The sequence below is a fragment of the Sinimarinibacterium arenosum genome (genome assembly GCF_005047655.1).
GTDB lineage: Bacteria > Pseudomonadota > Gammaproteobacteria > Nevskiales > Nevskiaceae > Solimonas.
In genome coordinates this window covers 506,268-521,046 of record NZ_SUKF01000002.1, presented here as the reverse complement: position 1 = coordinate 521,046, position 14,779 = coordinate 506,268, and the positions used below count along the sequence as shown (strand labels likewise).

Below are 14,779 nucleotides of genomic sequence, written 5' to 3'. Positions count from 1 at the left end.
GCCTCAGGGTGTTCGCGATGAGGGAGGAGAACCGGGTGGATCAGTTGACTCAACGTGCGGCGGGGTTGCTGGCATCGGTTGTGGTGCTGGTGTCGGCGTGTTCCGGCGACTACAGCGGCGGCACCGCTACGGGCGATGGCGGCGGCAGCGCGCAGGCGCGCAGCGTCGAAGAACATTTCACCGGCAACGTGCAGCCGCGGCTCGACTTCTGCCGCACTTGTCACGTGCCGGGCGGCATCGCCGATGTCGACGACGGTCGCAAGATGATGCTGTCCGGTGACCGCAACGCCGATCTCGAGAACCTGCGGGCGTCATGGCTGCGTCTCGGCGAGAACAATCCGACCTCGCGGATTCTGCTGATGGCGTCGGGGCAAGAGAGGCCGCACTCGGGCGGCGCACCGTGGCCGCAGGGCAGCGACGCCTACAAGGCGATGGATATCCTGCTGCAGTGCTTTGCCGATCCGTCCGGCTGCGCCGGACGGCTTGCGAGCTACGGCGGCTCGGTGGTGGAGGATCTGCCTCTGCTGGGCAGCGCACGCGGCGGACACGCCTGGTTCGACTTCTGCGAAGGCAAATCCGACGACACACCGCTGCCCACCGATCCGCGCGCGTTGATCGTGCCCGGCGTCAACAGCGGCAAAGCGGTCTACTACAACGCGTACTGGAAGGACTGCCACGCGGACCCGGCTGCGGTCGGCGAAGAGCCGCCGGCGCAAACCTGTGGAGAGCTGCGTGCGATGACCGCGAGCGGCCGCGCGCTGATCGAGGGCAACGGCGCGATCGGCGCCGGCTGGTACTTCGGTGGCAGCGCCAGCGAGACCGGCAATTTCACGGCTGAGGAATACAACACGCTGTGGCAGGCCTGGGGCCTGGATGCGCGGCCGGACAACTTCGACCCGCTGGTGGCCGAGCGGTATGGCATGGGCATGGGCGCGATCCGCAATCCGTATCCGCTGCCGGGCGAGGACCCGAATGCGACCGACGGTGGCAGCGGACAGCTGCCGACCGGACTGACCCAGCTGCGCACTGCGGACGGCGGCTGGACAGGAAATCTCGGCACCACCTGCCATGTTTGTCACAGCGGCCAGATCTCCGGCGTCGACAGCATCGGCACGCTCTACGGCAATGCCAACAGTCTCAGCGAGTTCGGTCAGATGGATCTCGATCTGGGGCATGGCTACGCCGGCGTGCCGGCGCAGGTGCCGATCATCGTCGGCAAGACGCGCGGGACCAACAACGCGCTGGCGCTGCAGATCATCACGTTGCTGCTGGCGCAGGACATCCGTCCGCTCGACCCCGACTTCATCGGCTTTGCGCTGCTCACGCCCAACGGCGGATCGATCGATGCGCCGGCGTGGTGGAACATGGGCCATCGTCCGGTCAAGTTCCAGGACGGCTTTCTGGCGATGGACGCGCTGCGCTCGGATCTCGGCTTCTATCTGCCGGGGCCCGGTCCCGCCGGGTTCGACTGGATCAAGCAGCATGCGCGTGCCGGCGATACCTATGTGATGTCGTTGAAGTCGCCGGCGTATCCGAGCGCGATCGACACCGCGCTGGCGGCGCAGGGCGCGATCCTGTTCCATTCCAAGGATCTGTGGGGTGCCGGTCTGGATAATCCGTTACCGCGGCCGGCCGGTGGCAACGGTTCCTGCGCCAGCTGCCACGGCGCGTACTCGCCACGCTACGTCAATGACCCGGCGTATCTGGACACGCCCGCGCTCGAAGGCGTCGCCAGCTATATCGTGCCGCGTGACCTGATCGGCACCGATCCCCAGCGCGTCGACAGCGACAGCGAAGCGGCCGAGCAGTACGGCAAGCAGAACTTCTTCGCCTATCCGGAGACGCTGAACGACGATCCGGACCTGGACTGCAGCACGCAGAATCGTGCCGAGATCCGTCAGGGTCGCGAGCACGGCTATCTGGCGCCGCCGCTGTACGGTGTCTGGGCCACGGCGCCGTACTTCCACAACGGTTCGGTGCCGAATGTCTGGGAAGTGCTGCAGCCGGCGGATCGCCAGACGATCTGGCGCCGCGTGTCGACGCCGGCGCGGGTCGATCAGTTGGGCTTTGTGATGGGATACGACACCGACTTCGGGCGCGCCTATGACACCGACAGGCTGGGCTGGAAGTACCAGACGCTGGCCTGCGGTGAGCCGGGCACGACGCCGTATCTGGACTGCAGCACCAACGATACCGATCCGGTGTTTCAGGACCTGCTGAACATTCTCAACTCCAGCAACCCGTATCTCTGGTATCTCGGCACCGGGCCGACCAGCGACGAGCAGCTGGAGACGCGCAAAATCTACAACACGCGCATGTACGGGCAGGGCAATCAGGGCCACGCCTTCACGGCGGTGCTGACGGATCAGGAGCGTCGCGCGATCATCGAGTATCTGAAAACGCTGTAGCGCGCTGCCGGTTCGCGTTCAGCGCGCGTGTGCGCGGCGGAATGCGGTCGGTGACTGCCCGGTCCAGCGCTTGAAGGCGTGGATGAAGCTGGCCGACTCCGCATAGCCCAGGCGCTCGGCGATTTCGTCGAGCTTGAGCTTGGCGGTCTTGAGCATTTCCTCGGCGAGCGCCTGGCGCACCTCTTCGGTCAGCGCCCGGAACGAGGTGCCTTCTTCCTGCAGGCGCCGGCGCAGGCTGCGTGGCGCCATGTGCAACTCGGCGGCCAGTGCCTCGATGTCCGGCATGTTGTTCGGTGTCTGCAGCAGGCGGTCGCGCACGCGTGCGGACATGCCGACGCGCTTGCGTTTGCGTGCGAGCAGGCGCCGGCAGTAGTCCTCGCAGGCGCGCGACACCAGCTCGTTGCCCTGCGGCAGCACCGTGTCCAGATACTCGGGTTTCAGGAACACAGCATTGTCCGGCATGCCGAACTGCGGACGCAGGCCGCACAGTTCGACGAACTGGGTGACATACGCCGGTTCGGCGCAGCGGAAGTGCACGCTCTGGAACGGCGAGGCACCCGGCATCACTTCCGTCATCGCATTGACCATCGCAGCGAAATCCCGCTCCAGCAGAAACTGCTGCACGTCATCGGCAATGCCTGTGTCGTCCATCAGGACGCAGGGCGCTCCGTCATCAAAGCGCAGCGAAAAGCGAATGAAGGCGAAGCTGAGATCGAGGTAGCGCGTGGCAACCTGGGCCAGTGCGCGGGGAGTCGGGCTGGTCGCCAGCGCGAAGCCCCAGACGCCGTAGACCGACAGGTGATAGCGCGCGCCGGCGGCGAGGCCCAGTGCCGGCAGGTAACCGATCCGGGCCACGATGTTGCGCACCAGCTGCAGCTCCTGCGCCGGCAGCACTTCGGTGTGCGCATCGGCCAGCGCCTCCGGAGATACACCGGTGCCCCACAGGCAGTCGCTTGCCGACATGCCGTGCTCGGATGCCAGCCGGGTCAGCAACTGCATACTGACGATGCTGCGGGGCACGTTGCTGGGTGACATCGGCGAATCGACTCGAAGGTGGCCTGGATGAATCCCTTTGGCCGCAAGTATCAATCAAATGACCGAGGGCGTCATCCGGCAGGGCACAATGACAGTGCACAATGTCCAGCTGGAGTGGAGGAGAATTCATGGACGCATCCGGACAGCCGGCGCGCTTTGCCGTCGCGATCATCGGCTCGGGCTTCGGCGGCCTGGGCATGGCGTATTACCTGAAGCAGGCCGGGATCGAGGATTTCGTGATCCTCGAGAAGGCGCAGAACGTCGGCGGCACCTGGCGCGAGAACACCTATCCGGGGGCGGCTTGCGACGTGCCGTCGCATCTGTACTCGTACTCGTTTGAACCGCACTACCCGTGGTCCAACCGCTACGCGCCGCAGTCGGAAATTCTGGCCTATATCCAGCACTGTGCACGCAAGTACGGCATCGAGCCGCACATCCGTTTCGGCGCGGAAGTCCGCGCCGCCGAGTTCGACGATGCGCGTGGTCTGTGGGTGGTGACCCTGGCCAACGGCGAGCGCATCGAGGCCGACACCGTCGTCAGCGCGGTGGGCCAGCTGCACCGGCCGGCGATTCCCAGAATCAAGGGGCTCGACAGCTTCCAGGGCCGCATGTTCCATTCGGCGCACTGGGATCACGACTACGATCTCGACGGCAAGCGGGTTGCCGTCATCGGCACCGGCGCCAGCGCGATCCAGTTCGTGCCGGCGATCGCGCCGAAGCTCAAGCGGATGGATGTGTATCAGCGCTCGCCCGGCTGGATCATTTCCAAGCTGGATCGCAAGTTCTCGCGCTTTGAACGCTGGCTGCTGGATACCTTTCCGATGCTGCACGACATCGACCGCGCGCGCATCTACTGGATGACCGAGGCTCTGGGCTACGCCTATGCCGGGCACACGTGGGCCGAGCAGCTGGTGACCGCGTTCTCGAAAATGCAGTTCTACGTCCAGCTGCGCGACCCGGCATTGCGGCGCAAGCTGATTCCCAACTACCGCATCGGCTGCAAGCGCATTCTGCTGACGCGCGACTGGCTGCCGACGCTGGCGCGTCCGAATGTCGAGCTGGTGACCGACGACGTTGCCGAGATCACCGAGACCGGTGTGCGCAGCGCCGATGGCCGGACGCGCGAGGTCGACGCCATCATCTTCGGTACCGGTTTCGCCGCAACGCAGTTCCTGACGCCGATGCGTGTCAGCGGGCGCGGCGGAATCGATCTGCACGAAACCTGGAAGGATGGCGCCGAGGCGTATCTGGGCATGGCGGTGTCGGGCTTCCCGAACTTCTTCATGCTGTACGGCCCGAACACCAATGTCGGTTCGGGTTCGATCATCTTCATGCTCGAATGCCAGCAGCGCTACATCGTGCGCATGCTGCAGCAGCGCCGCGCGCAGAAGATGGGGCCGGTCGAGGTGAAGGCCGGTGCGCAGTCCGCCTATGTGCAGGAGATCCTGCAGCGCAGTGCCAAGACCACGTTCGAAGGCGGATGCCACAGCTGGTACACGACTGAAAGCGGCCGCAATACCAACAACTGGATCGGCCTGATGGGCGAGTTCAAGCGGCGCACCGCTGAGCCGGTGATGTCCGACTACCAGGTCGTGACCCAGGCACAACCGTCGACCAAGGCGGTCGCAGCGTAATCGCGCCCACTGGGCGGTCGTTGTCCGCGCGTCTGGCCTCGATCATCAATCGACTGGCCGTTAGGCGCATGCCCTTGCGTCGGTTGCGGTCGCAGTATTGACCGGGACGACAGTCTGTCGGCGCGCAGGGCATGCCCGGCGCAGCCACCGGATGCGAGGAGAACGATGCGCCGGAAGCGCCCGTCGGGTGCGCGACCGGCTTCCAGTTTCGTTGTCCCCAGTTTTGCTATCGGCGATGCGCCGTTGCGCGCCGCTGCCCGTTTTGTTTGATCACACGGTGAAGACCACGCCATGACCGAAGCCTATATCTACGACCATGTACGCACGCCGCGCGGCAAGGGCCGCGCCGATGGTGCCCTGCATGAAATCACGCCATTGCAGCTCGGCACGCAGGTGCTGCAGGCGCTGCGCGATCGCAATCAGCTCGATACCGCGCTGGTTGACGACGTCATCATGGGCATCGTCTCGCCGGTCGGCGAGCAGGGTGCGGTGATGCCGCGCCTGATGGCGCTCGCCGCCGGTTTTGCCGAAAGCGTCGCCGGCGTGCAGGTGAACCGTTTCTGCGGCTCGGGCCTGGAAGCCTTCAGCATGGCTGCGGCCAAGGTGATGTCCGGACAGGTGCTGGCGGCGATCGGCGGCGGTGTTGAGTCGATGTCGCGCGTGCCGATGGGCACCGACGGCGGCGCCTGGCCGACCGATCCGGCGATTGCGCCGAAGGTGCACTTCGTGCCGCAGGGTATCGGTGCCGATCTGATCGCGACCATGGACGGCTACACGCGCGCCGACGTCGACACTTTTGCCGTCGAATCGCAGCGCCGCGCGACGCAGGCCTGGGCCGAGAACCGCTTCGCCAGGTCGATCCTGCCGGTGCGCGACGTCATCGGTGGCGTGGTGCTGGATCGCGACGAGTACATTCGCTCCGGCACGACGGTCGATGATCTGGGCAAGCTCAAGCCGGCGTTCGAGATGCTCGGCCAGGCCGGCGGCTTTGATGCGGTGGCGCTGCAGCGCTACCCGGAAGTCGAGACCATCCATCACGTGCACACTGCCGGCAACTCCTCGGGCATCGTCGACGGCGCCTGCGGCATCCTGATCGGCAGCAAGGCCTACGGCGAGCAGACCGGGCTCAAGCCGCGCGCGCGCATCCGCAGCTTTGCGGCCATCGGCTCCGAGCCCTGCATCATGTTGACCGGACCGGCCGCCGTATCACAGAAGGCGCTCAAGCTCGCCGGCATGAAGGTGGGTGACATCGATCTGTTCGAGGTCAACGAAGCCTTTGCATCGGTGGTCATGCGCTTCATGAACGCGATGGGCGTGCCGCACGACAAGGTCAACGTCAACGGCGGTGCGATCGCCATGGGTCATCCGCTGGGCGCGACCGGCGCCATGATCCTCGGCACTGCGCTGGACGAACTGGAACGCACCGGGAAATCGACCGCGCTGGCCACGCTCTGCGTCGGCGCAGGCATGGGCAACGCCGCCATCATCGAACGGGTCTGATCGGACCGCTGAGCGCGGTTGCCGCGCTCGCACACAACGGAATGCATCACATGACTACATTGAAATTCGACATCGATACCCACGGCATCGCGGTGCTGAGCATCGACGTGCCCGAGCGCCCGATGAACGTGCTGACGCCGGAGCTGACCTCCGAGCTGAAGGACGCCGTCGAGCGCATCGCGACCGACGCCAGCATCAAGGGCGCCATCATCACCTCGGGTAAGCCCGGCAGCTTTGTGGCCGGAGCGGATCTGAAGGATCTGGTTACCGCATTCGACAAGGGCATCAGCGCCGCTGAGGGCGCAAAGTTCTCGTACGAGCTTTCGATGCTGTTCCGTCGCATCGAAACCTGCGGCAAGCCGTTTGCCGCCGCGATCAACGGTCTCGCGCTGGGCGGTGGTCTGGAGCTGTGCCTGGCCTGCCATTACCGCGTGCTGCTGGATGCGCCGAAGGTTGTCGTCGGTCTGCCGGAAGTGCAGGTCGGTTTGCTGCCCGGCGCTGGCGGCACGCAGCGCCTGCCACGCCTGATCGGCATCATGGCGGCGTTGCCGCTGCTGCTGCAGGGCAAGCAGATCAAGCCGGCCGAAGCGCTCAAGCTCGGCATCGTCCACGCGCTGGGCACTGCCGAGTCGGTGCTGTCGCAGGCGCGCGAATGGCTGCTGGGCTCGCCCAGCGCAGAACAGCCCTGGGACAACAAGAAGTTCAAGATTCCGGGCGGTGCCGGCCCGATGGCCGCACATGCCCCGCAATCGTTCGTTGCCGGCAATGCGCTGACCTCGGCCAGCACCCACGGCAACTATCCGGCGCCGCCGGCGATTATGTCCTGCGTCTACGAAGGCACGCAGGTGCCGATGGACGTTGGTCTGCGCATCGAGAGCAAGTACTTCGGCAAGCTGCTGTCCGGACCGGTCGCCCGTAACCTGATTCGCACGATGTTCGTGAACAAGGGCGCGGCGGACAAGCTGGCGATGCGCCCGAAGAACGTCGAAAAGTCCAAGGTGCAGAAGCTCGGTGTGCTCGGCGCCGGCATGATGGGCGCGGGCATTGCCCATGTCAGCGCCAAGGCCGGCATCGAGGTGGTGCTGCTGGATGCCACGCAGGAGCAGGTGGACAAGAGCAAGGCGGGCATTGCCGCACTGCAGGCGCGGGATCTGAAGAAGGGTCGCACCGCGCAGGACAAGATCGACGAAATCCTGAATCGCATCACCGCAACCGACGACTACGCCAAGCTCGAAGGTTGCGATCTGATCGTCGAGGCGGTGTTCGAGAAGCGCGAGATCAAGGCCGACGTCACGCGCAAGGCCGAAGCGGTGATTCCTGAATCCGCAGTGTTCGGCTCGAACACGTCGACGTTGCCGATCACCGGCCTCGCGCAGGCCTCGAAGCGCCCGAAGCAGTTCATCGGCATTCATTTCTTCTCGCCGGTCGAGAAGATGCCGCTGGTGGAGATCATCGTCGGCGAACAGACCAGTGAGGAGACGATCGCGAAAACGCTGGACTACGTCGGCCAGCTGAAGAAGACGCCGATCGTTGTGCGCGACTTCCCCGGCTTCTTCACCAGCCGCGTGTTCGGCACCTTCACGCAGGAAGGCCTGCGTATGCTGCTGGATGGCGTGCAGCCGGCGCTGATCGAGAATGCCGCGAAGCTCGCCGGTTTCCCGGTGGGTCCGCTGGCGGTGTCGGATGAGGTGACCCTGACGCTGCAGCAGAGCATCTTCAAGCAGCAGGACGCCGATGGTCTGGCCGACAAGTACCGTGGCCTGATCGGCCGGCCGGTCGTCGACAAGATGGTTGATGAGCTGAAGCGTCCGGGCAAGCGTTTCGGTGCCGGCTTTTATGAGTATCCGGAAGGCGGACAGAAGCATCTGTGGGCCGGGCTCAAGGAAGCGTTCCCGCCGGCGAAGCAGCAGCCGGACGTCGAAGAGGTCAAGCAGCGTCTGCTGACGATCATGGCGCTGGAAACCGCGCGTTGCTTCGAAGAGGGCGTGGTGTCCAATCCGATCGACGCCGACATCGGTTCGATCCTTGGCATCGGCTTCCCGCCCTGGACCGGAGGCACCTTGTCATACATCGACACGCTGGGGCCGAAAGCTTTTGTGGAGCAGTGCCAGAAGCTGGCGACCCAGCACGGCCCGCGCTTTGAGCCGTCGGAATGGCTGGTTGCGCGTGCCAAGGCTGGTGAGTTGTTCTACGCGCCGCAGGCCTGAGCCGCTTCAATGTCTTAAAAAAAGCCCGGTGCGACGTGCACCGGGCTTTTCTGTCTTTGCAGCGTGAGGATCAGCTTTCCCAGATCACTGACTTGCGCGAGCGGAACCATTGTTCGATCAGCGGCTCGTAGCGGTTTTCGATGACGTTGCGCTTGATCTTCATCGTCGGCGTCAGGAAACCGTTGTCGATCGTCCACGGCTCCTTGACGATGACCGCGAACTCCAGCTGCTCGTGCGGATCGAGCGAGCTGTTGATCTCGCTGATCAGTGAAGTGAGTTCGGCGGAGATGCTGTCGCGGATTGCGCTGTCGTCCATCGCCTGGCGGGTTTCTTCGGACAGCAGCAGCAGCGCGAACGTTGCCGGCTGATTGGCGCCGCTGACGCAGACCGCCTCGACCTTGGGATGCGCGCCGAGCTTGTTCTCGATCGGCACCGGAGCGACGTACTTGCCCTTGCTGGTCTTGAACAGCTCCTTGACGCGGCCCGTGATGCGCAGACGGCCCTGCTGGTCGATCTCGCCCATGTCGCCGGTCTTGAAGAAGCCGTCGGCGGTGTAGCACTCGGCGGTTTTCTCGGGCTCCATGTAGTAGCCCATCATCTGCGCCGGGCTCTTGACCAGAATCTCGCCGTTGTCGCCGATGCGGCACTCCACGCCCTTGTTGGCGTGACCCACGAAACCAACGCGTGCAGCGCCGGGACGGGTGAAGTGCGAGTACGCCATGTTCTCGCTCATGCCGTAGGCCTCGAGCAGTTCCAGGCCCAGGCCGCGATACCACTCGACGGTCGGCGGCGGCAGCGGCGCCGCGCCGGTGAAGCACACGCGCACGTGCTCCAGTCCCAGCTGTTCGAGGATCTTGCGTTTGACCTTCTTGCCCAGGATCGGGATGCGGAACAGCACGTCCTGTTTCTTCTTCGGCAGCTTGGCCATGACGCCGAGCTGGAACTTGGTCCACAGCCGCGGTACCGAGAAGAAGATCGTTGGCCGTGCGCGGCGCAGATCGTGGACGAAGGTGTTCAGCGATTCGGCGAAGTACACCGGGAAGCCGTGGTAGGTGGAGTTGTTCTCCACCACGATGCGCTCGGCCACATGCGCCAGCGGCAGATACGACAGCATGCGGTCACTTTCGGTGGCCGGAATGATGTCGTCCATCATCGTGCCGCAGACATAGAACGAGCGGAAGCTCTGCATCACGCCCTTGGGCTGACCGGTGCTGCCCGAGGTGTAGACCATCGTCGCGAGCTCATCGAGATCGCGGTCCGGGTTGCCGGCCAGCGGCTCATTCTTGGCGACGATGTCGTCCCAGCGCTGGCCCTCGGTCTCCGGTGCCAGCGGCAAAGTCACGACCGGCAGGTCCGGCGAGACGCCGGGCTTCATCATGTCCCAGTCGTCCAGCTTGCCGACGAACAGCAGCTTGGCCTGACTGTGCTTCAGGATGTAGCGCACGGTCTCGGCATTGAGCGTCGGGTACAGCGGCACCGACACATGGCCCGCCATCCAGATCGCCCAGTCGGCGATGATCCAGTGTGCGGTGTTCTTGCCCAGCAGTGCGATGCTGCTGCCGGCCGGGAAGTTCTGCGCAATCAGATACGTCGCCATGCGCCGTGCCTGATCCACCGCCTGCGCCCAGGTGTACTCGACCACCTTGTCGTCGCCGATCGGCTGCGTGAAGTGCATCGTGTTCGGGCGCAGCTTTTCCCAGTGGTAAACGCAAGCCAGCGGCGTGCGTGTTGTGTTCGTCTTGCTCATGGTCTCTCTCTCCCCCTGCCTCTGATTCGAATGCCCCGGCGCAGGGCGCCGGGGATACTGACTAATGGTGTCGCGATCTCACTTCGGGGCCATGCGGATCGCGCCGTCGAGGCGGATCGTTTCACCGTTGAGCATCGGGTTCTCGACGATCGACTGCACCAGCTGCGCGTACTCCTCGGGCTGGCCGAGGCGGGCGGGGAATGGCACCTGCATGCCCAGGGAGTCCTGCGCTTCCTGCGGCAGGCCCTGCATCATCGGCGTCAGGAACAGGCCCGGCGCGATCGTCATCACGCGGATGCCGGAGCGGGCGAACTCGCGCGCCAGCGGCAGGGTCATGCCGACGACACCGGCCTTGGATGCGGCATACGCCGGCTGGCCAATCTGTCCATCGAACGCCGCGACCGACGCGGTGTTGATCACCACGCCGCGTTCACCGCCTTCATGCGGTGTCTGTTTCTGCATCGCGGCTGCGGCAACGCGGATCAGGTTGAAGCTGCCGGTCAGGTTGACGCGGATGACCTTTTCGAACGCTTCCAGCGGCAGCGGTCCGTCCTTGCCAACCGCCTTGGCCGGAGTGCCGATGCCGGCGCAGTTCACGAGCACATCAATGCGGCCATAGGTTTCCACCGCCAGCGCGACTGCCGAAACGGCGTCGTCCGCAGAAGCGACATCGCACTTGGCGAAGCGCGCAGCGTCGCCCAGCTCGGCTGCCAGCGCGAGTCCGCGTTCGACATTGAAGTCGGCGATCACCGCCTTGCCGCCGGCGCCAACCCAGCGCCGCACCGTGGCTTCACCGAGGCCAGACGCGCCGCCGGTCACCAGTACCACCTTGTCCTTCACTTGCATCTACTCGTCTCCACGCGACTTGAACCGGGCGTCGGTCCAATGGATTGATTTCTGCGAAGCAGCCGGCGGGCACGGGCCCGATGCTGCGTCAATGCTGAAGCTGCCACAGTCGGGGCGTTGCGGCCCCCGCAAAAAGTTGAGTCTTTTGCCGTGAGAACCGGCTGAAGCCAAGCCAAAGCAGGGTTACGGCTGCACGCATCGTGCGGGACTCTCCTCCGGCCATCATTCTTCTGTGTGTCCGGTTGGCCGCATTATAGGCAGCGTAATGCCGGCGTCATCCGGGTTTGACGCCTGGCGCGCCCGCTGACCCGCCGGATCAAGCGCTTGGCCGCAATTCTCAGCCAAAAGTTAGGGTGCGAGCTGACCGGAACAATCAAGTGACTGGCCGAAATGAAGGGTGCGGGTAATCACTGTTGCGGCGATCATGCTGAACCGGGATCAGCAATGACAGGCGCACGTGCAGGCGGCGAGGCACAATCGGCACCGGCACGCGGAGTCTTTTGGTAATTGTAGTTACCCAATCGGCGCCGGCCCGTGCATGTACTGCCCCGATGCGTGATCGAACAACTGAGGAGAGAACGTGATGAATGCGCCCGCCGCGTCTGCGGCCCGTGAGCCCGCGATCGCCAACGCGCCCGCGCCGTGGCTACTGCACGGCCGCGGCTATATCGCGATGCTGCGTTTCCCGGATAACTGCGTCGCGCAGGATGCGTTCCTGCCGCCGTCGCTGGCTGGCCGTCGCGGTGCTTCGCGTTACGGCTGGATGATGTTCGTCGACTATGCGTCGTCCGATGTCGGGCCGTATCACGAGCTGCTGTTCATTCCCGGCAGCTTCCCGTTCGCTGATGGCAAGCGCCACTTGAGCATCAGCCGCATCTTCGTCTCGTCCATGGACAGCGTCGTCAACGGTCAGCGCAATTGGGGTATCCCCAAGGATGTTGCCCAGTTCGACGTGCGCTATGGGCAGCACGGGGTGGATCAGGTGCGTGTGTCGAAGAATGGCAGCGTCTTCGCCGAGCTTGAATTCAGCAGTCTGCCGATCTGGCTGCCGTTCTCCAGCGTGCTGGTGCCGCGCAGTCTGCGCACCCTGGGCCAGCATCACGACGGCCAGACCTATATCTACTCGCCCTCCGCCAGTGGCTGGATCAAGCCGGCGCGGTTGCGGCGCGCGCGCTTCGATTCCGCAGTCTTTCCCGACCTCGGCGAGGCCAAGCCGGTGCTCGCGGTGCAGGTACCGCGCTTCCGCATGACATTCCCGACCTCGCAGGTCATTCCCAGTCTTTAAAGGATTCATTCCCATGCAGCGCAAACCCCTGGATGCCGAGATGGAGTTGTTCCGCGACTCCGCGCGCAAGTTCTTCCAGACCGAGATCCGCCCGCACAGCGAACGCTGGCGCGAAACCGGCGTGATCGACCGCGAGGCTTTCCGCAAAGCCGGCGACGCCGGCTACCTGTGTATGTGGGCGGACGAAGCCTACGGTGGTCTGGGGCTGAAGGATTTCCGCTTCGAACAGATCCTGATCGAGGAAAACGCCTTTCACGGCGACAGCGGCTACTTCATCACGCTGCACAGCCGTCTGGTCGGTCCGTACATCCAGCACTTCGGCACCGAGGAGCAGAAGCAGCGTTTTCTGCCCGGCATGATCAGTGGCGAGAAGATTCTTGCCATCGCCATGACTGAGCCAGACGCCGGCTCCGATCTCGCGGGCATGAAGTCACGCGCGGTCGAAGACGGCGATCACTGGGTGCTCAACGGCGCCAAGACCTATATCTCCAATGGCATCAATGCGGACGTCGTCATCGTTGCGGCGCGCACGCATCCTGACAACCCGCACGGCGTGACGCTGTTCCTGGTCGAACGCGGCATGGAAGGCTTCGAGCGCGGGCGCCTGCTGAAAAAGATGGGCCTGAAGTCGCAGGACACTGCCGAGCTGTTCTTCCGCGATGTGCGTATCCCCAAGGAAAACGTGCTGGGTCAGCCGCACAAGGGCTTCTACCAGCTGATGCAGGGGCTGGCTGAAGAACGTCTGATCGCCGCGTGCGGCAACATCGCCGGCGCGCGGCTGGCGATGCAGATCACGCGTGACTTCGTGATGCAGCGCAAGGCCTTCGGCAAGCCGATCTCCAAGTTCCAGAACACGCGTTTTGTGCTTGCTGCGCTGGATACCGAAATCGAGATCGCGCAGACCTTCGTCGACCGCTGCGTCGAAGTGCACAACGAAGGCAAGCTCAGCGCCGAAGACGCTGCGCGCGCCAAGCTCTACACCAGCGAGGTCAACGGCCGCATGGTCGATGCCGGTGTGCAGCTGCACGGCGGTGCCGGTTACATGGAGGAATACGAAATCTGCCGCCTGTACCAGGACGAGCGCATCCACCGCATTCTTGCCGGTACCTCCGAGATCATGAAAGAGATCATCGCGCGCTCGATCCTCGATTGACGCCGCTGTCGACGCTGCAACGCCCGGCACGCAAGCGCGAACTCATACCAGAACACCACAACGCATCCATGGACTACCAGAACATTCTCTATAGCGTCGAAGCACGCGTTGCGTGCATCCGTCTGAATCGCCCCAAGGCACTCAATGCACTGACCCCGGAACTGCTGAATGAAGTCTCCGATGCACTCGATCGCGCGGCAGCGGATGCCGACGTTGGCGCCATCGTGCTGACCGGCGAGGGTCGCGGCTTCTCCTCCGGCGCTGATCTGATTGCCAACATGAGCAATCCGCCGCTGGACGACAAAGGCCAGCTGGATCTCGGTCTGGCGCTGGAAACCACCTACAACCCGCTGGTGCTGAAGATGCGCGCGCTGTCCAAGCCGATCATCGCTGCGGTCAACGGCATTGCCGCCGGCGCCGCGGCCAATATCGCGCTGCTCGCGGATCTCACCATTGCTGCGCGCAGCGCCTACTTCCTGCAGGCTTTCGTGAACATCGGCCTGATTCCCGATGCCGGCGGCACCTGGGCGTTGCCGCGCCTGGCCGGACCGCAGCGCGCGATGGGCATGTGCCTGCTCGGTGAGCGTCTGCCGGCAGAGCAGGCGCATCAGTGGGGCATGATCTGGGACGTCGTCGATGACGAGCAGCTGATGCCTTCGGCGATGGCGCTGGCCGGCAAGCTCGCCAATGGGCCGGCGTTCGCCATCGAACGCATCAAGCGCACGATCCATCAGGCTGCCGACAACGATCTGCCGGAGCAGCTGGCAATGGAGCGCGAGCTGCAACGCGAATGCGGTCGCACCAACGACTTCGCCGAAGGCGTGTCTGCCTTCATCCAGAAGCGCAAAGCCAACTTCAAAGGGCGCTGATCCGAGAATGACACCGGGTGGCCCCGCCAATTCGTGGGGCGCCAGGTGCGGAAGTCCCATCCATACTGTGAATATTGAACCGCAGGCATTGCCCA

General features: G+C 64.4%; 10 protein-coding genes. 7 read left to right on the top strand and 3 right to left on the bottom strand.

What is annotated here, in order from left to right:
* Positions 1–35 precede the first annotated feature (35 nt).
* Entirely contained in the window at positions 36–2,408 is a 2,373-nt protein-coding gene (locus E4T66_RS05970) for a c-type cytochrome (protein ID WP_211242770.1), read from the top strand.
* 18 nt (positions 2,409–2,426) lie between these two features.
* On the opposite strand, the gene E4T66_RS05965 is transcribed toward E4T66_RS05970, so the two are convergent.
* Positions 2,427–3,443, bottom strand: a complete 1,017-nt coding sequence (locus E4T66_RS05965; protein WP_136847977.1) for an AraC family transcriptional regulator — start codon at positions 3,441–3,443, stop codon at positions 2,427–2,429.
* 128 nt (positions 3,444–3,571) lie between these two features.
* Between E4T66_RS05965 and E4T66_RS05960 the strand changes: the two genes are divergently transcribed.
* The 3 genes from E4T66_RS05960 (at position 3,572) to E4T66_RS05950 (ending at position 8,784) form a co-directional block, all read left to right on the top strand.
* On the top strand, positions 3,572–5,077 hold the full coding sequence (locus E4T66_RS05960; RefSeq protein WP_136847976.1) for a flavin-containing monooxygenase: 1,506 nt from the start codon (positions 3,572–3,574) through the stop codon (positions 5,075–5,077).
* Between the two features lie 291 nt (positions 5,078–5,368).
* Positions 5,369–6,577, top strand: coding sequence for an acetyl-CoA C-acetyltransferase (locus tag E4T66_RS05955; RefSeq protein ID WP_136847975.1), 1,209 nt, complete (start codon positions 5,369–5,371; stop codon positions 6,575–6,577).
* A 50-nt stretch (positions 6,578–6,627) separates the two neighbouring features.
* On the top strand, positions 6,628–8,784 hold the full coding sequence (locus tag E4T66_RS05950; RefSeq protein WP_136847974.1) for a 3-hydroxyacyl-CoA dehydrogenase NAD-binding domain-containing protein: 2,157 nt from the start codon (positions 6,628–6,630) through the stop codon (positions 8,782–8,784).
* 70 nt (positions 8,785–8,854) lie between these two features.
* Here E4T66_RS05950 and E4T66_RS05945 read toward each other — a convergent pair whose 3' ends face one another.
* Positions 8,855–10,531: an AMP-binding protein gene (locus tag E4T66_RS05945; RefSeq protein ID WP_136847973.1), complete on the bottom strand. Its 1,677-nt coding sequence runs from the start codon at positions 10,529–10,531 to the stop codon at positions 8,855–8,857.
* Positions 10,532–10,609: 78 nt separating this feature from the next.
* The gene (locus E4T66_RS05940) at positions 10,610–11,377 is read right to left on the bottom strand and encodes a 3-hydroxyacyl-CoA dehydrogenase (protein WP_136847972.1); all 768 of its coding nucleotides are present in this window, start codon (positions 11,375–11,377) and stop codon (positions 10,610–10,612) included.
* A 583-nt stretch (positions 11,378–11,960) separates the two neighbouring features.
* Between E4T66_RS05940 and E4T66_RS05935 the strand changes: the two genes are divergently transcribed.
* The 3 genes from E4T66_RS05935 (at position 11,961) to E4T66_RS05925 (ending at position 14,684) form a co-directional block, all read left to right on the top strand.
* Positions 11,961–12,662, top strand: coding sequence for an acetoacetate decarboxylase family protein (locus tag E4T66_RS05935; RefSeq protein WP_136847971.1), 702 nt, complete (start codon positions 11,961–11,963; stop codon positions 12,660–12,662).
* 13 nt (positions 12,663–12,675) lie between these two features.
* A complete protein-coding gene (locus tag E4T66_RS05930; RefSeq protein ID WP_136847970.1) occupies positions 12,676–13,815 on the top strand; it encodes an acyl-CoA dehydrogenase family protein in 1,140 nt (379 codons plus the stop codon).
* A 68-nt stretch (positions 13,816–13,883) separates the two neighbouring features.
* On the top strand, positions 13,884–14,684 hold the full coding sequence (locus E4T66_RS05925; RefSeq protein WP_136848079.1) for an enoyl-CoA hydratase-related protein: 801 nt from the start codon (positions 13,884–13,886) through the stop codon (positions 14,682–14,684).
* Positions 14,685–14,779 lie beyond the last annotated feature (95 nt).

Bases quoted from the DNA above. Each gene is read 5' to 3' on its own strand.
- E4T66_RS05935 (WP_136847971.1), top strand. From the start codon at position 11,961: ATGAATGCGCCCGCCGCGTCTGCGGCCCGTGAGCCCGCGATCGCCAAC.
- E4T66_RS05955 (WP_136847975.1), top strand. From the start codon at position 5,369: ATGACCGAAGCCTATATCTACGACCATGTACGCACGCCGCGCGGCAAG.
- E4T66_RS05950 (WP_136847974.1), top strand. From the start codon at position 6,628: ATGACTACATTGAAATTCGACATCGATACCCACGGCATCGCGGTGCTG.
- E4T66_RS05960 (WP_136847976.1), top strand. From the start codon at position 3,572: ATGGACGCATCCGGACAGCCGGCGCGCTTTGCCGTCGCGATCATCGGC.
- E4T66_RS05940 (WP_136847972.1), bottom strand. From the start codon at position 11,377: ATGCAAGTGAAGGACAAGGTGGTACTGGTGACCGGCGGCGCGTCTGGC.
- E4T66_RS05965 (WP_136847977.1), bottom strand. From the start codon at position 3,443: ATGTCACCCAGCAACGTGCCCCGCAGCATCGTCAGTATGCAGTTGCTG.
- E4T66_RS05925 (WP_136848079.1), top strand. From the start codon at position 13,884: ATGGACTACCAGAACATTCTCTATAGCGTCGAAGCACGCGTTGCGTGC.
- E4T66_RS05945 (WP_136847973.1), bottom strand. From the start codon at position 10,531: ATGAGCAAGACGAACACAACACGCACGCCGCTGGCTTGCGTTTACCAC.
- E4T66_RS05930 (WP_136847970.1), top strand. From the start codon at position 12,676: ATGCAGCGCAAACCCCTGGATGCCGAGATGGAGTTGTTCCGCGACTCC.